Below are 22,596 nucleotides of genomic sequence, written 5' to 3'. Positions count from 1 at the left end.
ATGATACGTAAAATTCAGAATATATTTAATTTAGGTATCAAAGAATTACGCAGTTTAGGCCGCGATAAAGCGATGCTAGCTTTAATTGTTTTTGCTTTTACGGTGTCAATATATTCGTCAGCAACCGTGACACCCGGCTCTTTACATAATGCCCCCATTGCAATTGCTGACCAAGATAAGTCGCAGTTATCAAACCGGATAATCAATAGCTTTTATGCACCTTACTTCTTATCACCCGTAGATATCACACCAGACCAAATTGATGGTTTGTTAAACCGTGGCTCATATACATTTGCATTAGATATTCCGCCTAACTTTCAACGTGATGTACTTGCCGGCCGTCATCCGGAAATTCAGGTGAATATTGATGCAACACGAATGAGCCAAGCCTTCTTAGGGAATAGTTATATTCAAAATATTACCTTAGGAGAAGTGAACGAATTTTTAGCAAAATACCGTAGTAATGCGAGTTTGCCTGTCGATTTGGAAGTGCGCATGCGCTTTAATCCTAATTTGACACAGTCATGGTTCGGTTCTGTTATGGCAATTATCAATAATATTACGATGCTATCGATCGTTTTGACGGGGGCTGCACTTATCAGAGAGCGAGAGCACGGTACCGTTGAGCACTTGATGGTCATGCCACTAACACCATTTGAAATTATGATGTCAAAAATATGGTCAATGGGGCTGGTGGTACTGATTGCATCCGGTGTTTCCTTAATTTTAGTGGTAAAAACATTGCTACAAGTCCCCATTGAAGGGTCTATCTTATTGTTTATGTGTGGGGTTGCCTTGAGTTTATTTGCGACAACATCAATTGGTATTTTTATGGGGACAATTGCACGATCCATGCCTCAGTTTGGTTTGTTGATGATTTTAGTGCTGTTGCCATTAAACATGCTTTCTGGCGGGATGACAGCACGAGAAAGTATGCCCCAGCTCGTTCAAGATATTATGTTAACCATGCCAACCACACACTTTGTTAGTTTAGCTCAGGCGATTTTATATCGTGGAGCAGGATTCCAAATTGTTTGGCCTCAATTTGCAGTGCTCGTTGTCATTGGCGCTGTATTCTTTTCCCTTGCACTCATTCGTTTTCGCAAAACGATTGCCACCATGGCTTAACTCACAGAACATAAAATAGACCTTATAAATAAAACGCTTGCTGAACAGATTAGTAAGCGTTTTAATGTCTCACCTATTGATTTTTGAAATATGATTAGACTGTACCTATCAAATCGATAGTAGGTAATGATTGGATTAAGCTACTGTAAAACAGTAATTTAATAGGCAACCAAACAGGAGAACATCATATGTCATTAATTAATACTAAAATCAAACCATTTAATAACCAAGCATTTAAAAACGGTGAGTTCATTCACGTTTCAGAGAAAGATGTTGAAGGTAAATGGAGTGTTTTCTTCTTTTATCCAGCTGACTTTACATTTGTATGCCCAACTGAATTGGGTGACATTGCTGACCATTATGAAGAATTCCAAAAATTAGGTGTTGAAATTTTCTCTGTTTCTACTGACACACATTTTACCCATAAAGCATGGCATGCAAGTTCAGAAACTATCGGTAAAATCAAATATACAATGATTGGTGACCCAACAGGCGCATTAACACGCAACTTTGAAAATATGCGTGAAGACGAAGGTTTAGCAGACCGCGGTACTTTCGTTGTTGACCCACAAGGTATTATCCAAGCGATTGAAGTTACAGCAGAAGGCATTGGCCGTGACGCTTCAGATTTACTGCGTAAAGTAAAAGCAGCGCAATATGTTGCTAGCCACCCAGGTGAAGTTTGCCCAGCTAAATGGAAAGAAGGTGATGCAACGCTGTCTCCATCTTTGGACTTAGTCGGCAAAATCTAATTAATCTATCTTAATTGATTAATACTGAATAATTCAGGTTGCAGGTGTCTAGGCCTGCAACTTGGATCATGACGGGTATATGTACCCGATTTTATGATAAAAATTAAAGGGGATTACATGCTCGACAATAATTTACAGGCACAATTGAAAGCCTATTTAGAACGTTTAACTAAACCCGTTGAATTAGTTGCTAATATAGATGACAGCCAAAAATCAAATGAAATCAAACAGCTGTTAGAACAAATTGCGACGTTGTCCGATAAAGTTACTGTGCGTGAAGAACGCAATAGTGCAGTAAGAACACCTTCTTTTTTAATTACTAACCCAGGCACAGATAGTGGTTTGCGTTTTGCAGGCTCGCCTCTGGGACATGAATTTACTTCTCTTGTGCTGGCGTTATTGCAAATTGGTGGGCACCCATCGAAAGAAGCACTAGAGTTATTAGAGCAGGTTAAAGGTCTTGAAGGTGAGTTTCATTTTGAGACTTATTATTCTTTATCTTGCCATAACTGCCCAGATGTTGTTCAGGCACTGAACTTGATGGCGGTTTTAAATCCAAGTGTTAGCCATACCGCTATTGATGGTGCACTTTTCCAAAATGAAATTGATGAACGTAATGTAATGGGCGTTCCTGCGGTTTTCCTGAATGGAAAAGAGTTTGGTCAAGGGCGTATGACATTAAGCGAGATTGTTAGCAAAGTCGATACCAATGCGGATGCGCGTGCAGCAAAATCACTAACAGAGCGCGAACCTTTTGAAGTGCTTGTTATTGGTAGTGGCCCAGCAGGGGCTTCAGCGGCAATTTATACGGCGCGTAAAGGGATCCGCACTGGTGTGATTGGTGAGCGATTTGGTGGCCAAGTCATGGATACGGTTGATATTGAAAACTATATTTCAGTTATCAAAACGGAAGGCGCCATTTTTGCAGGTGCATTAAAGAACCATGTGGACAACTATGATGTTGATGTCATTGATGGTCAATTAGTTGCAAAACTGATCCCTGCTGCAGAAGAAGGTGGATTACACCAAATCGAAACAGCATCAGGTGGTATCTTAAAATCACGTAGTATTATTATTTCAACGGGTGCACGCTGGAGAAATATGGGTGTTCCGGGGGAACAAGAATATCGCACTAAAGGCGTAACATTCTGTCCGCATTGTGACGGCCCATTATTTAAAGGTAAACGTGTTGCTGTTATTGGTGGCGGTAACTCGGGTATTGAAGCGGCTATCGATTTAGCGGGTGTGGTTGAACATGTGACCGTGCTGGAGTTTGCACCAGAATTGAAAGCGGACTCAGTGTTACAGCAAAAAGCCCGTAGCCTGAAAAATGTCGATATTATCGTCAATGCACAAACCTTAGAAGTAAAAGGCGATGGCAGTAAAATGACAGGTCTTGAATACAAAGACCGCACTAATAATAGTGTCCATTTACTTGAAGTTGCTGGCGCATTTGTACAAATTGGTTTATTGCCAAATACCAATTGGTTAGGTGATACGGTCGCCAGAAACCGTATGGGCGAAATTGAAATTGACGCTCGTAATGAAACCAGCATTAAAGGTATTTTTGCTGCAGGTGACTGTACCACAGTCCCTTATAAGCAAATTATTATTTCCGCCGGAGAAGGGGCCAAAGCCGCACTTAGCGCATTTGACTACCTTATCCGCACAAGTACCAGAACCGCTGAATAGGTATAATTTACTTTATATTCAGTGAGTTGTAGTCAAAAGGCACTCGGGGCGAGTGCCTTTTTTTTGTGCATAAAATGTGTCAATATTAAAAATAAATAACTTTAAAAACGGAAAATAAGTTTTTTTAAACTCAGTGTATTAAGAATAAGTTGGTTAAATTCCTGAGCATCGTGTCGATCTCCTGACATTTGGCCGCCAATGAAACATAAATGAATTAATTTCCCAATTTTTTCGGCGTAGTCGTGAGGAATAAAAAGCAGATGCAATTTTTTAATAATGAATGATAAACGCTTTTCATCAACACGGTGTTGGTACTCGGCAACTAGAGGGTCGTTGAGCGCCCAAGCTCGGATCGCTATTTCTCTTGATGGATGTTTTTGGGAGGCTACATCAAGGTATCTTTTTAATACATCATCAAGAGTACGCCCCATGTTAGCTTGAGCCAACATCAGCTCGGTATATTCAAACTCCCAACGAGAAAGCAATGTACGTACAAAGTCTTCGCGGTTTTTAAAATGATGGTAAAAAGATCCTCGGGTTACATTTAGCTGCCTAGCAATATTTTCACTGGAAAAGCGGGTATGCCCCTCAGTGTCTAATATTTTAAATCCTGCGTTGACCCAACACTCTCTAGTTAATTTTTTCATTGCTCAATACAGACTGTGTATGGTGAAAATATTATTGCTACTGTTTAACTCTAACTTGTATTAGTAAGAGTGTAAGGGAAATTAGATGAAAGAAATAGCGATTATCGCTTTCGATGATTTTACAGATATCGATTTATTTTTGATGTGGGATATTTTGGGGCGTAATCAACAGGATTGGCGTGTGCGTATTTTAGGCGCAACACCAACAGTTTATTCTGCTCATGGATTAACCGTTACGGTTAATGGTGCGGTGAGAGAAGCCAATACTGCCGATGCAGTTTTATTTAGTAGCGGTAAGATTGGTATCCCAAATGCTTTAATCAATCCTAATTTTTTACCTGAGTTACATTTGGATCCAAAACGTCAATATATTGGTTCTATCTGTGCTGGTGCATTTATCTTAGATGAGCTGGGTTTATTACCAGAACGTGCAGCAACAACTCATCCTGATGCACGTGAAGGCCTTGTAAATAGAAAAATAACCCCTATTGATCATCCTCTTGTATGCCATGGAAAAGTTGCAACTGCGGGAGGCTGTTTATCTTCCGTATATCTTGTTGGTTGGCTGATTGAGTCTCTATTTGGTAAACAGAAACGCAAAGAAACCTTGAGCCATGTCTTACCTGCTGGACAACAATTAGAATTTGAAAATTTAATACAATCAACACTAAACCAAGCCAAACATAATTAACTTCTTGTTGGTGGTGCATAAATAATGTGCCACCTTTTATTATTGTAGTTAATGACTTTGACTGTATCACCTAAATATTTTTCATTGTATTAAATAAATTTATTTCACTAACCAATGTTTAAGTCTTCATGTCGAATATTCATCTCCTCTAGGAAAGTGTCCATGAAATAAACTTAACATAATGAATTATAATACAAAATAATATTTCTTGGTTCTCTGTCACATAATTAAAATAAGTAAAATAGATGATCATGAAAATCGTTCATGTTTGAAATGAAATTAAGTCGCTTTCACTCAATCAACAGCTCTGGCATAAATTAGATAACGCAAACGAATTAACGTATTTACAACATAAAGATTGATGAATGGACAACTAAAACTTCTAGAAAATCAAGAAGTCAATTGAGTTTCCATCTTGGAATTTAGGGTGTGACGAGACGATGAACAAAAATTTTACATTTACGATTAAAAGTAGTCTTTTTGACGAAAATTATAATCCTTCTGAAAATACACGTATTACAACTAACTTTGCTAATTTAGCCAGAGGGAAAAATCGCCAAGAAAATTTGCGTAACACGCTTGTCATGATGAACAATCGTTTCAATACATTAGCCTACTGGGATAACCCTAAAAGTGACCGTTACTCTATCGAACTTGAAATTATTTCTGTTGAGATGAGTGTTGAAGGGAATAGTAATACCTTTCCTGTGATTGAAATATTGAAAACCAATATTGTTGATCACAAAACAGGCGAACGTACTGAGGGCATAGTTGGAAATAACTTTTCATCTTATGTACGTGATTATGATTTTAGTGTTTTATTGTTAGATCACAATAAAGACCAAGCAAACTTTAGTATTCCAGAAAATTTTGGTGACTTACATGGGAATATCTTTAAATGTTTTGTTAATTCTAGCGAATACAAAACCCATTTTAGTAAGGCACCAGTCATTTGCTTAAGTGTCTCAAATAAAGATGTTTATCATCGTACGGGTAATCAACACCCTGTATTAGGTATTGAATATCAGCAAAATGGGGCTTCATTAACGGATCAATATTTTAAAAAGATGGGATTACAGGTTCGTTATTTCATGCCTCAAAACAGTGTTGCACCGCTGGCATTTTATTTTACGGGAGATCTGCTGAGCGATTACAGCAATGTTGAATTAATTAGCACGATTAGCACGATGGAAACATTCCAAAAGATTTATCGCCCTGAGATTTACAATGCGAACTCCGTTGCGGGATCATGCTACCAACCGAGTTTGACGAACCAAGATTATTCATTAACAAAAATTGTTTATGACCGCGAAGAACGTAGCCGATTGGCTATTGAGCAAGGGAAATATACGGAAGAACACTTTATTGAACCCTATAAGCATATTCTAGAGCAATGGTCTGCTAACTACGCGCTTTGATTAATTATAAAAATTTAAGGTCAATTATTATGAAAACATTATTACCAACATCTACCGCGGGTAGCTTACCAAAACCTTCTTGGCTTGCTGAACCTGAGACGCTTTGGTCTCCTTGGAAGTTGCAAAATGAAGAACTCATTGAGGGAAAACAAGACGCATTGCGCTTATCCCTTGAAGATCAACTGCGTGCAGGGATTGATATTGTTAGTGACGGCGAGCAAACCCGTCAGCACTTTGTGACGACATTTATTGAGCACCTCAGCGGTGTTGATTTTGCAAAGCGTGAAGTGGTTAAAATTCGTGATCGTTATGATGCGAGTGTACCAACAGTGGTTGGCGCGGTTGAACGTCAAAAGCCTGTTTTTGTCGAAGATGCTAAATTTTTACGTAAGCTAACGAAGCAGCCGATAAAATGGGCGCTTCCTGGACCGATGACGATGATTGATACCCTGTATGATAATCATTACAAAAGCCGTGAAAAATTGGCGTGGGAATTTGCTAAGATTTTGAACCAAGAGGCAAAAGAGCTTGAAGCGGCGGGCGTTGATATCATTCAGTTTGACGAGCCAGCTTTTAATGTATTCTTTGATGAAGTTAACGATTGGGGTGTAGCTGCACTAGAAAGAGCGATTGAAGGGCTAAAATGTGAAACCGCGGTTCATATCTGTTATGGGTACGGCATCAAAGCCAATACAGATTGGAAGAAGACGCTGGGTTCTGAGTGGCGACAATATGAAGAAGCTTTCCCAAAACTGCAAACCTCGAATATCGATATTATTTCTTTGGAATGCCATAACTCCCATGTTCCAATGGATTTGATTGAGCTTATTCGCGGTAAAAAAGTGATGGTAGGAGCGATTGATGTGGCCAGTCATATTATCGAAACACCAGAAGAAGTCGCCAATACGCTACGTAAAGCACTGCAATTTGTGGATGCAGATAAGCTTTATCCATCAACAAACTGCGGGATGGCACCGCTCTCTCGTCGTATCGCAACGGGTAAACTTAATGCATTAAGTGCAGGTGCTGAGATTATCCGCAGAGAATTGTTGAATAAGTAATCTAAGTATAAATTAACGAATAAAAGGACCCAGAATTGATGAGGTGCCCTATAAAGTTGGGACTTCATGATATCTGGGTTTTTTGTTGCTTTGAGTTTATTTTTTTGCTCTTACTTGAGGTATATTAGGCGTATTATTTCAAAATTACTATCTTCAATAGGAATATTGGCAATGGCTTTGATCCCTAAAAACTATGCGCGATTGGAAAGTGGCTATCGTGAAAAAGCGCTTAAGATTTATCCATGGGTTTGTGGACGCTGTACCCGTGAGTTTGTGTATTCAAATTTGCGTGAATTAACGGTTCACCATATCGACCATGATCATACTAATAACCCAGAAGATGGCAGCAATTGGGAACTATTGTGCCTATTTTGCCATGATCACGAACACTCAAAATATACTGAAGCAGACCAATACGGAACAACCGTTATTGCTGGTGAGGATGCTCAAAAAGATATTCCAGCGGCAACCTATAACCCTTTCGCTGATTTACAATCGATGTTAAATAAGAAAAAATAAAATTTTATAGCAAATTCAGTTGAATATAGTTAAAAGCACTCTTTAGAGTGCTTTTTTGTGCGTATTTGAGCGTGTGTTCATCATTCTAGATGAGCACAAAGTGTTCATTTAATGGTTTGACAAATATGCGTATTACATCCAATATTTAATTCATTCAAATGAATTAAATATTAAAAGGATCATATATGAATATAGCAACCATACCTCGCCCATTTACCTTTGAAGAACGTGATAGAAGATGGAGCATTGCTCGAACAATCATGCAACAACATGATCTTGAAGTATTAATGGTTTATGGAGATAGAGAGTCAGCCGCTCCCGCGCCATTTTGTATTGACCATTATTTTACCAATGACCGTTTAGGTTCCGTAGTTATTTTCCACCAAGATAAAACACCTTTAGTCGTCACTTTTGCACCGATGATGGTCGCTGACCATATGCAAGCGAAGATTCGTGGCGACCAGCAGTGGATCTCTCCAGAACAGATTATTGTGGGTAAAACAGGGCGAAATATTGCACAAGTATTAGTTGATTTAGGTATTTCAGCGAATGCAAATTTGGGAGTAATTGGTTTAGAACCTTACCCACCATTTTATTTTGATGGTGCGATGCCATATAACACCTTATCAGGAATAAAAGAGCGATTACCCCATCTGAATATTGTTCCTGTTTATCGCTCATTTTTTCAATTAGCCTCAGTGAAAAGTGCGGAAGAGCTTGAGCATGTGAAGCATGCCGCCATGATAGGTGAGGCTATGAGTGAAGCGATGCGTACTACGGCGATTGTAGGGAATTCAGAGGCAGATATTGCTGCGGCAGTTACTGCAAAATGTTTGTCGATGGGGGGATTTACTGCAGAGATCTTGATGGGGTCAGGACCTGAATATATTGGTTGGGGCCAACCTGCATGGCAATATCGTTCACAACATCCGCGTAAAATTCAACAAGGAGATATCGTTTTAACTGAAATATTTGCATTGTATGGGATGTACGAGACTCAGCACCAAGCCGCTGTTGCCGTGGGAAAAGTCCATCCAAATATTGAGAAAGCAGCGGCTGTTGCTCGTGAATGTTATGAAATTGGTGTTGAAAACCTTAAAGAAGGTGTTACTTTTGGGGAAGTGGTTGATAAAATGGAACAACCACTTTTAAAATCAAAGGGGTGGCATGTGCATCCTTTGATTCATAGTATTAATCCTTATGGGCCAATAGGTTTTGGAACTGCACCGGGGATTGAATCTTTACCAATTGCTCAAAAATATCGACAATTGGAACGGTTGCCGAATCCAGGTAGAGAATTGGTGTTACAAGCCGGTATGACATTTGCGTTTGAGCCCAATTGTGCATTTGGTCACCATCTTTGTAATTTGGGTGGAACAGCCGTTGTGGGTAAAGAGCAGGGCGTTGAATTGAATTATAATTCAACATATCTTATGCGGGCGGATAATTAATTCACGGAATAACAGCGGAATATGACTGATACCAATAAAAATACCCTTTCTTCGGAGTCAACCAAAGATAAGCTGATTAACGAAGGGATCAAGCAATTTGCTCTTCATGGTATTAATGGTGTAAGAACTCGCCAACTAGCTGAAAATGCAGGCGTAAATCAATCTGCGATCCCTTATCATATGGGAGGGAAATTAGGTGTATATGCCGCTGTTATTCATAAAGTCGCAACTGATTTATCATTAGCAAGTAACACTCTAGCGTTTGATACGCTATTTGCTGATATAACACAGCAAGAAATGATAAATGCAGAGCAAATAAATCAATTGGTATGTTTGTTAATAAAAGGGCTGGGAAATGCGTTGTTATCACCAGACCATGAATTTTATTCCGTGTTGATCCTTCGTGAGCAATTAGAACCAACAGATAATTATGATGTCATTTATCGTGATTTTATTGAGCCTTTTCATACGCGTTTGTCAGGGATAATTCAACTTGCGAGTTCAGTTGATGAACAAACTGCAATTATTCAGGCTCATGTGCTAATTGGCCAAGTATTAGGTTTTGTTGTTGCACGAAAACCACTCCTTAAACGCTTAAAGTGCGAGCAAATCGATAACGCATTATTAGCGGATATTTTGCAACAAATCAGTTTAATGGCCATGAAGGCGTTAGGTTTTCATGATATTAGGCCTACATGATAATAATAACAAGTTTATTGCCCACATTGTTTTAATGAATATCCTCATGACTACGATATACGAGTGATAATTCAGGGTGATGCCATAAACTCGCTGGAGTAACTGTTTTACGGTCCCATGGTATTTGGCCAATAAACCAAAGTTTCCAAAAATTTAATTTGGCATTCGGATTTTTAGTTAATAATTCTTCAAATGTTTCAATTTCACCAATTTGGACTGACAAAGCAGATTGGTAAATATCAAAAACAAACTTAGAGCAAAACTGCCTAGGTGAATTGTAATTAAACCCGGTGTGGTAAAATTTGTTTAAGCGAGCAGGAACTTCAGCGATTAATGCGGATTTTTGTTCATGGGTTAGTGTATGAGCCAATCGACGTACGCTGTAACGGTTACCAGATGAACGGGAAATAAAGCGAGATAAGGTTGTCGTTGTTGAAAGCGGAACCCGACTTTCTGCAATCAAATAGTCTTCGCCATTATGGCCGACAATCATGCCAACATGGTTACTCCAACATAAAGATGCTGAGGCTATTTGGCGAAATAATTCGGTCCCAATACTGGTAAAGACAACATCGCCAACTTCGTACTCATGGGGATAATTTATTTTTGTCATAAAAGTGCCTCAATATAAACAATGCTATTAAGGTACAGTTATAAAGATTAGAAAAATTCCTAGCTATCAGATAAAAGCTGAAAATCATTTTTGTTTAACTAGGGTATATTTTATTCAATTGATTGCTAAGTAATTTTACGTTGCTAATTATCTCATTTTCACAATGAGCGGCGTAGCCAAATAGAATCGCATTTTGGTGAGTACTTTGAATGCAGTAACGCGATAGCGGTTGTGCGCCAAAGCCTAACAGACGGCATTGGTTAAGGATCAGGTTAATATCATAACCATCTTTAACCCAACAAACGGTATGAATGCCTGAATCTGTCATTTGTACATCAAATAAATGCGGGAGATAATGGTTGATGGCATTGATAAACGTATTTTGTCGGTCGTAACATATCTTTCGTATTTTTCTGACGTGGCGTGCATAGTGGCCTTCTTGGATAAATTGCGCTAAAGCAGCCTGTTCTAAATAACTACAGTGGCTATCACTATAATATTTCATCATGGTGAATGCCTCACTCAGAATTTCTGGCACAATTAAAAAGCCTAAACGAAAACCGGGATACATCATTTTAGAGAATGTCCCTGCATAAATAACACGTTGATGATTATCTAAGCCTTGTAAGGCTTGAATAGGTTTTGATAGAAAACGAAATTCACTGTTATAGTCGTCTTCAAAAACCCATGCATTATTTTGTTGCGCCCAATCCAATAATGCTAAACGTCTCGGTAAGCTGAGGGTTGTGCCGAGAGGAAACTGGTGAGAAGGCGTGGTATAAATTAATTTTGCTGTTTCATGGTGTTTTGCACCGTATACAATATCCATTCCTTCTCTGTCAGATGGAATTGCGGCAATCTCAGCACCTGCCGCGGTTAAAATAGCTCTTGCACTATCATAGCCAGGGTCATCTAACCATACTTTATCTCCTTGCTGTAATAAGACTTTTGCAGCTAAATTAATGGCTTGCTGTGTTCCATTGACAATAATAATTTGTTGCTGTTTACAATGAACTCCGCGAGTAGAACGAACGTAATCGACTAATAAATTTTTTAGCGGTGTATATCCATCAGGGTGATTAAAATGCGTAATTGTATGTTTGGATTTACGCCAAACTCGGCCTAATAATCTACCCCATAATTCATGTGGAAATTGGTCAACACAGCCAATACCAATATTAAACATTGAGTTCTTATCGGTATTCGGTCGTGAGTTTTTCCATAAATTTGTTAAAGTAGAAACTCTAGGGTTCAGATTTAATGCAGGGTATCCAGATTGGTCACGCTGTTTAGTGCTACTTATGGTGCCAACTAATTCATCAGGAATATGGGGCGAAACATAAGTTCCTGAGCCTTTTTTCGAATAAAGATACCCTTCATCAATTAATCGTTCAAACCCAGCAATGACCGAGTTTCGCGAGATCGACATCATTTCCGCTAATGCTCTCGAAGAAGGTAGCTTAACACCAGCAGCAATACGTCCATCTAAGATAGCGCTACGTATTGTGTGATAAACATTTTCCTTAATGTGCCCATCTTCAAGTAAGAGTAATGGAAACTGCGCATGTTGTTGACGTCGCATAAAGTGGTTCCTAAATAAATAACAAAAGTGTCTCTTATGCAGAGCCAGATTGCTATGTACTATAACTCCATTATGTAATATGTCTACAAATGGAAGGGTTATTATGAGTAAAACAGCATTATCAGTTACCGTGGAATTTGTTGCTCCAGAACATTATCCAGCATGGTTAGTGTATTGGCTGGAATATCAAAAATTTTATCAAGTAGATTTAAGCGAAGAAATTACCTTAAAAGCATGGGAGCGCTTTTTTGATGAAAATGAACCGATGTATTGTGCGGTTGCGCTTGAAGATGGAAAAGTTGTTGGTTTTGTAAATTATTTATTTCACCGTTCAACATGGGCAGAAAATGATTTTTGTTACCTAGAAGATTTGTATGTGTCGCCAGAAATGCGGGGACGACATGTAGGGAAGCAATTAATTGAATTTGTACATGCACAAGCGCAAGAAAAACAATGTGGCCGCTTATATTGGCATACACAGGAAACCAATTTACGAGGTCAAAAATTATATAATTGGGTTGCAGAAAAACCAGGGGTAATTGAATATAGAATGCCTTTGTAATAAAACGTAGTAGCATATCCTATATTCAGTAACATATTGATAGGCCCGCTGTTTAGTCACAACGGGTTTTTTGTTTTTATCGGAAAATAAGCGAAAAATTAGAGAGTTAGATTGGCTAACTGACTTCTAACATCCATTAATGCAAAACCGAGCAGATTTAACCCTTTCCATGTTAATGGGTTTTCAATATTTTCAGCATCTTCGGCAAGGCCTATTCCCCAAATTTTATCGACAGGACTAGCTTCAACCAGAACACGTTCGTTTGTGGCAAGTAAAAACTGCTTAATTTCTATATTTTGAGAAAATTTGGCCATATTCGCCGCAACAACAATGGTAAAACGGTTTTCATCCCAAATATCTTGTTTAAACCCACGAACCTCACGACCAAATGCTTTAGCTGCTCCAGGATTTGGTGCGTGAATAATTTTATCCAATGTTTCTAAATCACTAAATAAGCGTGCTTTTTCTGCCATCATAAAGTGCTCTGCGCTAGCAAAACGGTGATTATCGACAATAAATGGGGAAGGGTACCATTGGCTGAAACAGCTTTTTGTAATTTGGTTTTGCTTGGTTTGGTGGCCCCAGAAGAAAACATATTTAAATTTTTTTCCTGAGCGGTATTGTTTACAGAGGCTTTTGATATCCATAACTTAAGATTTATTAAGGAGTGATATTCTTAGCTTATCGATAATAAAAAGATTTGGATATCAGAAAAACCTGCTTAGATTGCTAAGCAGGTAAAAAAATTAAAGTACTTTACTTAAAAACTCCGCAGTTCGTGGGTTTTTAGGTGCAGTAAAGAGTTGTTCTGGTGTACCTTCTTCTTGAATTATGCCTTGGTCAATAAACATAACGCGGTCAGCAACTTCACGCGCAAATCCCATTTCATGGGTGACGATAACCATCGTCATACCTTCATTCGCAAGGGTTTTCATCACAGAAAGTACTTCCCCAACTAATTCAGGGTCAAGTGCCGATGTCGGTTCATCAAATAACAAAATGGACGGTTGCATTGCTAAGGCCCGGGCAATAGCAACACGTTGTTGCTGACCACCGGATAAACTGGCTGGCCATGCATCAATTTTATCTAACAGTCCCACCTTGGTTAGGAGCTGTTCAGCTTGTTTAAGCGCCAGTTCCTTTTTTATTCCTTTCACTAAGGTTGGTGCCATCATTAAATTTTCTAGCACGGTCATATGAGGGAATAAGTTAAAACGCTGAAACACCATCCCCACATTTTCTCTCATTTTATTTAAATCGGTTTTAGGGTCATGAACGTTAAAACCGTTAACTTGTATTTCACCGCCATCTGGGCGCTCTAGTGCGTTTAAACACCGCAAGAAGGTACTTTTTCCTGAGCCAGAAGGGCCAATGACACAAATCACTTCTTGAGGTTTAACTTCGCAAGAAATACCTCTAAGTACATGAGCATCGCCAAATTTCTTTTGTAAATTATTAACGTAAATCACTTCTGCCCAACCTTCTTTCCATATATTGCACCAACTGAGCAAGTATAAATGTCAGCATCCAATAAATCACAGATATCGTTAAGTAGGGTTCCCAATAAGTTGCATAAGCACCGGATACCGTTCTCGCTGCATAGGCGAGATCAGCTAAGCCAATTGCGGAAGCAAGGGAGGAATCCTTAACAATCGCGATGGCGTTATTTCCAAGCGGGGGAAGGATACGACGAAAAGCTTGCGGAAGGATCACTTTACGCATTGTTTTTGCCCAACTCATACCAAGCGCACGCGAGGCTTCCATCTGCCCTTTGTCAATAGATTGAATGCCCGCACGAAAAATTTCAGAAACATAAGCCCCTGAGTTCAAAGTGATTGCAATGACACAAGATAAAAATGCACCGTAATCGGACCGGAGCATTTTAGCCGTATCAACAGACATAATCCCTGAGGTAACAAATAAGCCATCACGCGGGTTAATAAATAGTGGAACTAAGGCAAAGTGAACAACCATTATTTGAACAAATAGCGGAGTACCACGAAAAGCACTGACATAGAAGCGAACAGGCCACTGTACAAAATAATGTAAAATAGGTTTCCAAATTCCTTGCTCAGCTTTGGCAGTTCTTCCTAAGCCGAGAGTTAACCCCCATAATGAGCCTAAAATAACGCAAATGATGGTTGCTTTTATCGTCATCATTGCGCCTTCAGCAAATAACGGAGCATATTCTTCAATTATTTCCCAACGAAACGCAGACATCTTAATATTTCACCCTGATTTATAACGTGAAAAAGCCATCCAAGGATGGCCTTAAGTTAGATTAAATTATTGTTTTGGTAATTGAGGAACATTTTCATCAAACCATTTCTGGTAAATTTTATTGTAAGTACCGTCTGCAATAATTTTATCTAAGCCATTATTTATTTTTTGCTGTAATTCGCTATTTCCTTTTGCGACAGCAATACCAAAATATTGTTTTTCGAAGTGGTTATCGTAGATCAGTTTGAATTTTTTCTCGGGGTGCGTTTTTATGTAATATTTAATCACACCAACATCACCAACAGCTGCATCAATACCATCTTCAAATAGCTCTTGTAATAAAAGCGGAGTATTGTCGAAACGTTTAATTGATGTGCTGTTTTTTCCGATTACATCAGAAACAACAATGTCACCTGTGCTGGAGTTTACGACGCCTACATTCAGGTCTTTTAAGCTATTTAAATCTTTTACATCAGATGTTTCGCTGATAACGATCGCTTGCTCAGCTGGGAAATAGGGATTAGAAAAATCAACCATATTTTTGCGCTTATCGGTAATTGTAATCCCCGAAATTAAAATATCTCTATCACCTGACGATAAAGTCGCAAAAATCCCTTCCCAAGGAGTATTGACAAGTTTAACGTCAAAACCTTCTGCTTCCGCGATGGCTTTAATGATATCAATATCAAAGCCTTCGAGTTGTTTTTGGCTATTTTCATATTCGAATGGACGGTAAGTTCCACCAGCACCAACCGTATAGCTTTCTTTTGCGTAAACATTCCCGGCGAAGGCTGCCAATGACATACAGCCAGCAAAAACTAATTTTTTAAACATATCAACCTCTTTAATTATGCATTTATAGTGAATAAAAATACATAATATTGCTGTGGTAAGCAAATGATTTTTATATGCCTAAGTGAGATAATTTTAGGGTTCAGTTTTTGTGTGGAAAAAATATTTATTTAAATATAAACAAGAGATAATCGATTAAATCTTGATTGATGCAAAAATGAATAGGAGAAAAGCCAAATATTGAAATAGAGCTTTTTTTACCTATCTGTCACAAAAACTTAACGATAGACTGATTAATATACTTAATTAATACTTCGATAAAACAGATGACGTTCTCATGGATAAGATTTTATTAGTTTTATGGCCATTATTTGCTCTGATTGCAATGGGATTTGTATTACGTCGTTCGACAATAGTTACCACAGATTTTTGGCCGAGTGTTGAAAAGTTAAATTATTTTATTTTATTCCCGGCATTATTAATTAACAGTTTAGCAACAGCACCATTGGATAACCCTAAATTACCCTATTTAGCGAGCGCCATTTTGTGTGTTTTAGCGATGAGTTCCGCGTTAGTTCTCGGTTGTAAATATTTATTCAAAATACCTATCCCACGATTTGGTGCTCACATCCAAGGAATTACGCGTTTTAATACTTATTTAGGGTTGGCCATTGTTGCAGATTTATTTGGTAAAGAAGGCATTGCTATCGCTGCAGTCATTATGGCTGTTTTAGTACCAAGCTGTAATGTCATCGCTGTACTTTCATTATCTTCTGGGCAACAAGTCTCCGTTAGGCAAATTTTATTACCGATCATAAAAAATCCATTAATCATTTCTTGTGTTGTTGGGGTGTTATTAAATATATCGCCTGTCGGGTTACCGTTTGGCTCCGATCAATTTTTAAAATTACTCGCAGCCGCTAGCTTACCGTTAGGCCTAATCTGTATTGGAGCCGCATTACAAACCTCAACGCTGAGAAATGAATTTAAACCCATCATGACATCGACATTGTTACGCTTACTTCTTATGCCTATTTTAGCGGTAATAGTGGCGGGTTTATTTTCATTGCCAAACCTTGAAACAACCTTATTAGTGCTATTTTTTGCTATTCCCACTGCACCAACCGCTTATATTTTAACGCGCCAGTTAAATGGAGATAGTCAGTTAATGGCCGGTATAATTACCTTACAAACCGTGGTTGCTGTGTTCACATTACCCATTGTTTTATCTTTTGTAGTACATTTATCGTGAGTACATTAATCTCGATATATTTTGCAACTATCACACTGATACTCTATGTTATCGGAGATGATTTTATCTGATGATAAGGAGTTGTGTGTGTCTTTGGAAAAATGCCAGAAATATGAAAACTTATCTATTGAAGATGTTTTGGATAAACTTTCGTTGTTATATAGCAATGCGATAGACTCATTAAGGGACGCTATTGCTATTTATGTAAAAGAAGGCCGCATACCAGATATTACAGAAAGGGAAAATGGGTTATTCGCTTACCCCGAGCTATGTGTAACATGGGAAGGAAAAGTCGATCATTGTGAAAAAACACGTGCTTATGCACGCTTTGTTAAACGAGGTGATTACACCATTACGGTGACTCAACCAGAGTTATTTCGTGCTTATTTAGTTGAACAGCTGTCTATTTTGCAACAAGATTATGATGTTACTTTTGCTGTTCGCCCTTCAAAAATTGAAATTCCTTATCCTTTTGTCATTGATGGCTCAGACTTAATGTTGGATAGGAGTATGAGCAGTAATTTAGCTGCACATTTTCCTATAACCGATTTATCTCACATTAGTGATGATATTACCGATGGCTTGTATTCTGCTACGGATGAAATGCCACTGTCTCATTTTGATGCATTACGTGTGGATTTTTCATTAGCGCGTTTGAAGCATTATACCGGAACCCCACCTGAACATGTTCAACCTTATATTTTATTCACCAATTATAACCGTTATGTTGATGAGTTCGTGAATTGGGCATGTGAACAGGTACGTGATCCTGAAAGTCGTTATATCGCATTATCTTGTGTAGGGCATAATTATTTAATCGCTGAGAATGCAGACCCACAAATTGCCATTTCTGATTTAACATGGAAAAAATTTCAAATGCCTGCATATCATCTAATCGCTAGGGATGGTGCAGGGATTACTTTAGTGAATATCGGTGTTGGGCCTTCAAATGCAAAGAATATTTGCGACCATTTAGCGGTTTTACGACCACATGCTTGGTTGATGATAGGCCATTGTGGTGGATTAAGAGAAAGCCAAAAAATTGGTGATTATGTTTTGGCACATGCTTATTTGCGTGATGACCATATTCTTGATGATGTATTACCGCCAGATATTCCTATTCCAAGTATTGCAGAAGTCCAACGCGCGTTATATGACGCAACGAAACAAGTTAGTAATATGCCTGGGGAGTTGGTAAAACAGCGACTACGAACAGGAACCGTTGTTACAACAGATGATAGAAACTGGGAATTACGCTTTTTTGCAACGGCTCGCCGTTTTAGTTTAAGTCGCGCTGTTGCAGTGGATATGGAAAGTGCCACAATCGCAGCACAAGGTTATCGTTTCAGGGTTCCCTACGGTACGCTTTTATGTGTTTCGGATAAACCTTTGCATGGTGAGATTAAATTACCGGGCCAAGCAAACAGTTTTTATGAAGGTGCAATTTCTGAACACTTACAAATAGGTATTCGTGCTATTGATTTATTGAGGCAAGAAGGGGATAAATTACATTCAAGGAAATTAAGAACGTTTGATGAACCCCCATTTAGATAGCAAGGAGATGCAATCAATGGCTGTAATACCTGAACTTGAGACAGACAGATTAATATTAAATAAACACCAAGTGAGTGATTTTCCTGCACTTGCGAAGTTATGGGCGACCGAGTCGATGGTTCGCTACATTGGCGGTATGCCATCTAGCGAGCGCGAGTCATGGATGAGAATGTTAGCTTATGGTGGCTTATGGCCATTATTAGGCTTTGGTTATTGGGCTGTCCGCGAAAAAGTAAGTGGCCAATATATTGGTGATTTGGGGTTTGCGGATTTTCATCGCATGGTCGAACCCCAAGTTAAAGGCATTCCGGAAGCGGGCTGGGTCATTGCACCTGAATACCAAGGAAAAGGCTATGCAACAGAAGCGATGCAGGCTGCATTGTCTTGGCTGGTAAAAGAAAATAAGTTTCAGCAATCTATTTGCTTTATTGAGCCGAGGAATTTGGCATCTTTACGCGTGGCTGAAAAGTTGGGTTACGTAGTTGATCGTGAAATTTTTATGAACGGCACAATTACGGTATTATTACGGCAACAACTAGCTTGAGTTGTGAATGTTAGAGCGGGTTATTATTTCATGCATGATGAACTGGATATTTCTCAAGTTAGCCAATTATCAGGTTTAGCGGCATCAACCTTACGTTATTATGAAGAAAGAGGGTTGATTAAACCGATAGGCCGTAAGGGGCTAAAACGGGTTTATCATGGGAAAGATGTTATGACCCGCTTATCTTTAATTGCATTAGGGCAGGAAGCTAAATTTTCACTCGACGAAATTGCTATCATGCTCAATCATAAGGATGGCCCTAATATTGAACGTGGGAGCTTACTCGAAAAAGCCGAGGAGATTGAACAAACCATACAGGGGTTATCTGCATTAAAAAAAGGTATTTTGCACATTGCGAATTGCCCTGAAAAAAACCACTTTTTATGCCCTAATTTTCAAAAAATCATGGAAAATAGTTTAAAATCAAATCAATTGAAGAAAAATCAGCGCTAAATAACTATCCCACTTTTGGTAATAATCAATCCTATTTTTAGGCATGGAATGGGATTGATTCTCTGGTTACACTCCTAAGATTGCAGTTACCATTTTAGGAACGATATGACTCACCATTTTCTTGCATTTGAGAAACCCATTGTTGAACTCAATGACAAAATTGAAGCGCTTATTGCCTTCAAACAGAAAGGGCACCCTTCAGAAATTAAATTAGAGGAAGAAATCCAGCTCTTGAAAAAAAAGAGTCATTCTCTGACAAAAACGATATTTGCATCTCTTGGGGCATGGGAAATTGTTCAATTAGCAAGGCATCCATTAAGGCCTTATCCTCTTGATTATATTTCATTAATATTTACTGAATTTCAAGAATTAGCCGGTGACCGTGCTTTTGCTGATGATAAGGCGCTGGTGGGAGGGCTTGCTCGTTTGGATGGTAGGCCGGTTATGGTGCTGGGGCAACAAAAAGGGCGTACAACAAAAGAGAAAGTTATGCGTAATTTTGGTATGCCATCGCCAGAAGGCTACCGCAAAGCACTCCGTTTAATGAAAATGGCGGAACGTTTCCACCTACCTGTATTGGTATTTATTGATTCTGCGGGAGCTTATCCTGGCGTTGGTGCTGAAGAGCGCGGACAAGCAGAAGCCATTGCACGCAATATTATCGAAATGTCGCGCTTAAAAACGCCCATTATTTGTGTCATTACAGGTGAAGGATGTTCTGGTGGTGCGTTAGGTATTGGTGTGGGGGATCGTATTAATATGTTGGAATACAGTACTTATGCAGCGATATCCCCGGAAGGTTGTGCCTCTATTTTATGGAAAGATTCCCAAAAGGCACAAATAGCAGCGGAAGTGATGGGAATGACTGCTCCACGGTTAAAAGAGCTAGGCATTATCGATACCATTATTTCAGAGCCTTTGGGTGGAGCTCATCGTGACTATCAGTTAGCTGCAGAACAATTAAAACAACAATTACTCACTGATTTAAATGAGTTAATTCAATTAGACATGGAAGTATTGCTAGCAGAGCGGTATCAAAAAATAATGGATTTTGGATACTGCTAATGCTATTAGTTCAGATTAATAGAGAGTGAACTGTAGGGATTAGAAATGGCTGTTGACCTGAACTTATTGAAAGTATTTATTGCTGTTGCGACACAAGGAAATTTTGTCAATGCGGCAAAATTACTTTCAATGCCAACATCGAATGTGAGCCGTTATATTAAACAGTTGGAGCAACAACTTAACAGCCAGTTAATTGAACGAACAACCCGGCAAATGCGGCTAACTGAAACGGGAAATATTTTATTTGAGCAAAGCCAAAAGCTAGTTAGTGAATTAGAGCAGGTTGTGCTGCAAATTTGTCATCCACAACAACTTACCGGAACGTTACGGCTAACTATCCCCAGTGAATTTGGTAGTCTACTATTCGCGGATTTATTAGCGAAGTTTGCATTATTACACCCACAATTAAATATTCACTGTGATACACAATTAATGCCTCAAGATGTTATTAGTGATGATATTGATTTATTACTCACATTTCATCGTGGTCACCTTGAGGACAGTAGCTATCACTCACGTTTAATCAAATCATGGCAAAGTGTTGTAGTTGCCGCTCCCCAATTAATTGAACAAGTAGGAAAACCGCGTTCATTTATGGACTTAGCTAATATGCCGTGTATTTCAAGCTTGAGTGCATTGCAGGGGCAACCATGGATATTTATTGATTCAGAGGGGTTACAGCAAAAAGTGATAGTTAACAGTAACTATCGCGTAAATAGTGGTATTCTAGCTCACGCTGCCGCAATGAGCGGCGTTGGTTATGCCATCTTGGCATTAGAAGGGTGTGCCGAACAGATTACACAGAATAAATTAGTGCAAATAGAATTCGATGAGGTATCACCAGCCCCAATAGAACTGAGCGCGGTTTATGCGAGCCGTAGTGCATTATCACCGAAAATAGACACTTTTTTACAGTATTTGTTAGCAAATACTTAACTATGCTAAGCGTGGGTCAACACTAAAATCCAGCGGTTTAACGGTATGTATAGCTTTTTGAAATTGCGGATGCAACGGGTTGATAATTGCATTGTATTCGTAGGGAATAATACAAGAGGGAATTAACAATACTAAGCTATCTTGGTTATTTAGCCATGTAGTACCAATATCCATGGTAGAGGTTGGTGCTGGGTCTTGCTGCCAATCTGTTGGAAGGTGGTCTAACGACAATTTCATCACGTATCTGTCATTGATATCGATGGACAGCAAGCTGAACTGGTTTAACAGTAAGTCTTGATTGATGTGAACGAGTATTTCAAGGGTGGCTAATGAAATACTCGTTGAAGTATAAACAGCGGGAGTTCCTTTATGATTCCAACGCCCGCCGTAGAGCATGGCTCCTTGGCCTGACCATGCATCATGTACAAAACTGGATTTAACCAATCGATACAAAATCATGAAAACACACCATGCTCAATGCGGCCAATCAAATCAATCACCTCAATGGCTCCACTTTCTGTCGCAATAAGCTCAATAGGGCGTAAATGGCCTAACCCTTTAACTGGGTGATTAAGCCAATCACCTGCTGCATGTTTATCTCCATTAAATAAACGCACTGCCGCATCGAACACGCGTACTAGACGAGCAATTCGTTCGCTTTCATCAGCATTAAGGGGTTGGCCTGCATTTTTGCGACGAGCAATATTGCGTTCATTAATACCGGATATCCGTAATAATTCAGTTTTGCTCATTCCTGACCATTCCTGGATATTGTCTAAAACAGAGACAGACAGCCCTTGGCGTAAGAAGTGGGTCAATTCAATACCACGCTCAGCGGGTAACCCTACATGGCGCCATAGTGGTTTAAAAGATGAAGCAGTCGGTTGAAGTGGGGTTGTGGGGATATAGTTTCTCATTTGAATCTCCTGACATTTGTCATCTTCATTATAGACAAATGTCAGAAA

The 22,596-nt window shown here is 39.0% G+C and carries 25 protein-coding genes; 16 read left to right on the top strand and 9 right to left on the bottom strand.

Translation table 11 applies throughout. The annotated features are described in order from the left end of the window. Positions 1-3 precede the first annotated feature (3 nt). From PSE60_RS06835 to ahpF, 3 genes are all read left to right on the top strand, one after another. A complete protein-coding gene (locus tag PSE60_RS06835) occupies positions 4-1,128 on the top strand; it encodes an ABC transporter permease (RefSeq protein WP_210840102.1) in 1,125 nt (374 codons plus the stop codon). A gap of 188 nt (positions 1,129-1,316) precedes the next feature. Continuing rightward, on the top strand, positions 1,317-1,880 hold the full coding sequence (gene ahpC / locus PSE60_RS06830) for an alkyl hydroperoxide reductase subunit C (protein ID WP_272664936.1): 564 nt from the start codon (positions 1,317-1,319) through the stop codon (positions 1,878-1,880). A 117-nt stretch (positions 1,881-1,997) separates the two neighbouring features. Beyond that, the gene (gene ahpF / locus PSE60_RS06825) at positions 1,998-3,572 is read left to right on the top strand and encodes an alkyl hydroperoxide reductase subunit F (RefSeq protein ID WP_272664935.1); all 1,575 of its coding nucleotides are present in this window, start codon (positions 1,998-2,000) and stop codon (positions 3,570-3,572) included. 101 nt (positions 3,573-3,673) lie between these two features. Here ahpF and PSE60_RS06820 read toward each other — a convergent pair whose 3' ends face one another. Then, complete coding sequence (locus tag PSE60_RS06820) at positions 3,674-4,219, bottom strand: TetR/AcrR family transcriptional regulator (RefSeq protein ID WP_272664934.1); 546 nt, start codon at positions 4,217-4,219, stop codon at positions 3,674-3,676. 85 nt (positions 4,220-4,304) lie between these two features. Between PSE60_RS06820 and PSE60_RS06815 the strand changes: the two genes are divergently transcribed. The 6 genes from PSE60_RS06815 to PSE60_RS06790 all read left to right on the top strand — a co-directional run bounded on the left by PSE60_RS06815 (position 4,305) and on the right by PSE60_RS06790 (position 10,058). Further along, positions 4,305-4,910, top strand: coding sequence for a DJ-1/PfpI family protein (locus tag PSE60_RS06815; protein ID WP_272664933.1), 606 nt, complete (start codon positions 4,305-4,307; stop codon positions 4,908-4,910). Between the two features lie 440 nt (positions 4,911-5,350). After that, complete coding sequence (locus PSE60_RS06810; RefSeq protein WP_210838840.1) at positions 5,351-6,328, top strand: DUF1852 domain-containing protein; 978 nt, start codon at positions 5,351-5,353, stop codon at positions 6,326-6,328. Between the two features lie 29 nt (positions 6,329-6,357). Continuing rightward, positions 6,358-7,389: a methionine synthase gene (locus tag PSE60_RS06805; protein WP_272664932.1), complete on the top strand. Its 1,032-nt coding sequence runs from the start codon at positions 6,358-6,360 to the stop codon at positions 7,387-7,389. A gap of 171 nt (positions 7,390-7,560) precedes the next feature. Beyond that, positions 7,561-7,908, top strand: coding sequence for an HNH nuclease YajD (gene yajD, locus PSE60_RS06800; protein WP_210838838.1), 348 nt, complete (start codon positions 7,561-7,563; stop codon positions 7,906-7,908). A gap of 185 nt (positions 7,909-8,093) precedes the next feature. Beyond that, a complete protein-coding gene (locus PSE60_RS06795; RefSeq protein WP_272664931.1) occupies positions 8,094-9,359 on the top strand; it encodes a M24 family metallopeptidase in 1,266 nt (421 codons plus the stop codon). A 21-nt stretch (positions 9,360-9,380) separates the two neighbouring features. Further along, the gene (locus PSE60_RS06790) at positions 9,381-10,058 is read left to right on the top strand and encodes a CerR family C-terminal domain-containing protein (protein WP_272664930.1); all 678 of its coding nucleotides are present in this window, start codon (positions 9,381-9,383) and stop codon (positions 10,056-10,058) included. Positions 10,059-10,089: 31 nt separating this feature from the next. On the opposite strand, the gene PSE60_RS06785 is transcribed toward PSE60_RS06790, so the two are convergent. Together PSE60_RS06785 and pdxR are read right to left on the bottom strand one after the other, a co-directional pair. Then, entirely contained in the window at positions 10,090-10,671 is a 582-nt protein-coding gene (locus PSE60_RS06785; RefSeq protein ID WP_272664929.1) for a YebB family permuted papain-like enzyme, read from the bottom strand. Between the two features lie 94 nt (positions 10,672-10,765). Further along, positions 10,766-12,253, bottom strand: a complete 1,488-nt coding sequence (gene pdxR, locus PSE60_RS06780; protein ID WP_272664928.1) for a MocR-like pyridoxine biosynthesis transcription factor PdxR — start codon at positions 12,251-12,253, stop codon at positions 10,766-10,768. 103 nt (positions 12,254-12,356) lie between these two features. Between pdxR and PSE60_RS06775 the strand changes: the two genes are divergently transcribed. Continuing rightward, a complete protein-coding gene (locus tag PSE60_RS06775; RefSeq protein ID WP_272664927.1) occupies positions 12,357-12,815 on the top strand; it encodes a GNAT family N-acetyltransferase in 459 nt (152 codons plus the stop codon). A gap of 98 nt (positions 12,816-12,913) precedes the next feature. Here the strand turns inward: PSE60_RS06775 and PSE60_RS06770 are convergent, their stop codons facing one another. The 4 genes from PSE60_RS06770 to PSE60_RS06755 form a co-directional block, all read right to left on the bottom strand. Next, a complete protein-coding gene (locus PSE60_RS06770) occupies positions 12,914-13,462 on the bottom strand; it encodes an NADAR family protein (protein WP_272664926.1) in 549 nt (182 codons plus the stop codon). A 99-nt stretch (positions 13,463-13,561) separates the two neighbouring features. Further along, positions 13,562-14,284 (bottom strand): amino acid ABC transporter ATP-binding protein, encoded by a 723-nt coding sequence (locus tag PSE60_RS06765; protein ID WP_109912194.1) that lies wholly within the window; start codon positions 14,282-14,284, stop codon positions 13,562-13,564. Then, the gene (locus PSE60_RS06760) at positions 14,271-15,035 is read right to left on the bottom strand and encodes an amino acid ABC transporter permease (RefSeq protein ID WP_102140354.1); all 765 of its coding nucleotides are present in this window, start codon (positions 15,033-15,035) and stop codon (positions 14,271-14,273) included. Before PSE60_RS06760 ends, PSE60_RS06765 begins: the two co-directional genes overlap by 14 nt. A 66-nt stretch (positions 15,036-15,101) precedes the next feature. Next, positions 15,102-15,869, bottom strand: coding sequence for a basic amino acid ABC transporter substrate-binding protein (locus PSE60_RS06755; RefSeq protein ID WP_371031681.1), 768 nt, complete (start codon positions 15,867-15,869; stop codon positions 15,102-15,104). Between the two features lie 295 nt (positions 15,870-16,164). Here PSE60_RS06755 and PSE60_RS06750 point away from each other — a divergent pair, with 295 nt between their 5' ends. The 6 genes from PSE60_RS06750 to PSE60_RS06725 all read left to right on the top strand — a co-directional run bounded on the left by PSE60_RS06750 (position 16,165) and on the right by PSE60_RS06725 (position 21,631). After that, entirely contained in the window at positions 16,165-17,079 is a 915-nt protein-coding gene (locus PSE60_RS06750) for an AEC family transporter (protein WP_272664925.1), read from the top strand. A gap of 93 nt (positions 17,080-17,172) precedes the next feature. After that, on the top strand, positions 17,173-18,633 hold the full coding sequence (locus PSE60_RS06745; RefSeq protein WP_371031718.1) for an AMP nucleosidase: 1,461 nt from the start codon (positions 17,173-17,175) through the stop codon (positions 18,631-18,633). Continuing rightward, a complete protein-coding gene (locus PSE60_RS06740) occupies positions 18,614-19,177 on the top strand; it encodes a GNAT family N-acetyltransferase (RefSeq protein WP_210838820.1) in 564 nt (187 codons plus the stop codon). The genes PSE60_RS06745 and PSE60_RS06740 overlap by 20 nt, the downstream gene beginning before the upstream one ends. 30 nt (positions 19,178-19,207) lie before the next feature. After that, positions 19,208-19,630, top strand: a complete 423-nt coding sequence (locus PSE60_RS06735; RefSeq protein WP_210838818.1) for a helix-turn-helix domain-containing protein — start codon at positions 19,208-19,210, stop codon at positions 19,628-19,630. Positions 19,631-19,735: 105 nt separating this feature from the next. Continuing rightward, a complete protein-coding gene (gene accA, locus PSE60_RS06730; RefSeq protein WP_210838816.1) occupies positions 19,736-20,695 on the top strand; it encodes an acetyl-CoA carboxylase carboxyl transferase subunit alpha in 960 nt (319 codons plus the stop codon). Positions 20,696-20,740: 45 nt separating this feature from the next. Continuing rightward, on the top strand, positions 20,741-21,631 hold the full coding sequence (locus PSE60_RS06725; protein ID WP_272664923.1) for a LysR family transcriptional regulator: 891 nt from the start codon (positions 20,741-20,743) through the stop codon (positions 21,629-21,631). On the opposite strand, the gene PSE60_RS06720 is transcribed toward PSE60_RS06725, so the two are convergent. After that, complete coding sequence (locus PSE60_RS06720) at positions 21,632-22,090, bottom strand: RES family NAD+ phosphorylase (RefSeq protein ID WP_196718396.1); 459 nt, start codon at positions 22,088-22,090, stop codon at positions 21,632-21,634. Continuing rightward, positions 22,087-22,548 carry a type II RES/Xre toxin-antitoxin system antitoxin gene (gene parS, locus PSE60_RS06715; protein WP_004910826.1) on the bottom strand — a complete coding sequence of 154 codons (462 nt, stop codon included), beginning with the start codon at positions 22,546-22,548 and terminating at the stop codon, positions 22,087-22,089. The genes PSE60_RS06720 and parS overlap by 4 nt, the downstream gene beginning before the upstream one ends. Positions 22,549-22,596: the final 48 nt, after the last annotated feature.

Origin of the sequence: Providencia sp. PROV174 (assembly GCF_028480685.1) — a bacterium.
Lineage (GTDB): Bacteria > Pseudomonadota > Gammaproteobacteria > Enterobacterales > Enterobacteriaceae > Providencia > Providencia rettgeri.
The sequence above is the reverse complement of the archived record's forward strand: the minus strand, read 5'-3'. Positions and strand labels throughout refer to the sequence as shown.

Coding starts and splice junctions, on each gene's coding strand:
- PSE60_RS06815 (WP_272664933.1), top strand. CDS start 4,305: ATGAAAGAAATAGCGATTATCGCTTTCGATGATTTTACAGATATCGAT.
- PSE60_RS06820 (WP_272664934.1), bottom strand. CDS start 4,219: ATGAAAAAATTAACTAGAGAGTGTTGGGTCAACGCAGGATTTAAAATA.
- ahpF (WP_272664935.1), top strand. CDS start 1,998: ATGCTCGACAATAATTTACAGGCACAATTGAAAGCCTATTTAGAACGT.
- PSE60_RS06725 (WP_272664923.1), top strand. CDS start 20,741: ATGGCTGTTGACCTGAACTTATTGAAAGTATTTATTGCTGTTGCGACA.
- PSE60_RS06790 (WP_272664930.1), top strand. CDS start 9,381: ATGACTGATACCAATAAAAATACCCTTTCTTCGGAGTCAACCAAAGAT.
- parS (WP_004910826.1), bottom strand. CDS start 22,548: ATGAGAAACTATATCCCCACAACCCCACTTCAACCGACTGCTTCATCT.
- PSE60_RS06795 (WP_272664931.1), top strand. CDS start 8,094: ATGAATATAGCAACCATACCTCGCCCATTTACCTTTGAAGAACGTGAT.
- PSE60_RS06770 (WP_272664926.1), bottom strand. CDS start 13,462: ATGGATATCAAAAGCCTCTGTAAACAATACCGCTCAGGAAAAAAATTT.
- pdxR (WP_272664928.1), bottom strand. CDS start 12,253: ATGCGACGTCAACAACATGCGCAGTTTCCATTACTCTTACTTGAAGAT.
- PSE60_RS06740 (WP_210838820.1), top strand. CDS start 18,614: ATGAACCCCCATTTAGATAGCAAGGAGATGCAATCAATGGCTGTAATA.
- PSE60_RS06755 (WP_371031681.1), bottom strand. CDS start 15,869: ATGTTTAAAAAATTAGTTTTTGCTGGCTGTATGTCATTGGCAGCCTTC.
- ahpC (WP_272664936.1), top strand. CDS start 1,317: ATGTCATTAATTAATACTAAAATCAAACCATTTAATAACCAAGCATTT.
- PSE60_RS06735 (WP_210838818.1), top strand. CDS start 19,208: ATGCATGATGAACTGGATATTTCTCAAGTTAGCCAATTATCAGGTTTA.
- PSE60_RS06785 (WP_272664929.1), bottom strand. CDS start 10,671: ATGACAAAAATAAATTATCCCCATGAGTACGAAGTTGGCGATGTTGTC.
- PSE60_RS06775 (WP_272664927.1), top strand. CDS start 12,357: ATGAGTAAAACAGCATTATCAGTTACCGTGGAATTTGTTGCTCCAGAA.
- PSE60_RS06805 (WP_272664932.1), top strand. CDS start 6,358: ATGAAAACATTATTACCAACATCTACCGCGGGTAGCTTACCAAAACCT.
- PSE60_RS06720 (WP_196718396.1), bottom strand. CDS start 22,090: ATGATTTTGTATCGATTGGTTAAATCCAGTTTTGTACATGATGCATGG.
- PSE60_RS06760 (WP_102140354.1), bottom strand. CDS start 15,035: ATGTCTGCGTTTCGTTGGGAAATAATTGAAGAATATGCTCCGTTATTT.
- accA (WP_210838816.1), top strand. CDS start 19,736: ATGACTCACCATTTTCTTGCATTTGAGAAACCCATTGTTGAACTCAAT.
- yajD (WP_210838838.1), top strand. CDS start 7,561: ATGGCTTTGATCCCTAAAAACTATGCGCGATTGGAAAGTGGCTATCGT.
- PSE60_RS06810 (WP_210838840.1), top strand. CDS start 5,351: ATGAACAAAAATTTTACATTTACGATTAAAAGTAGTCTTTTTGACGAA.
- PSE60_RS06750 (WP_272664925.1), top strand. CDS start 16,165: ATGGATAAGATTTTATTAGTTTTATGGCCATTATTTGCTCTGATTGCA.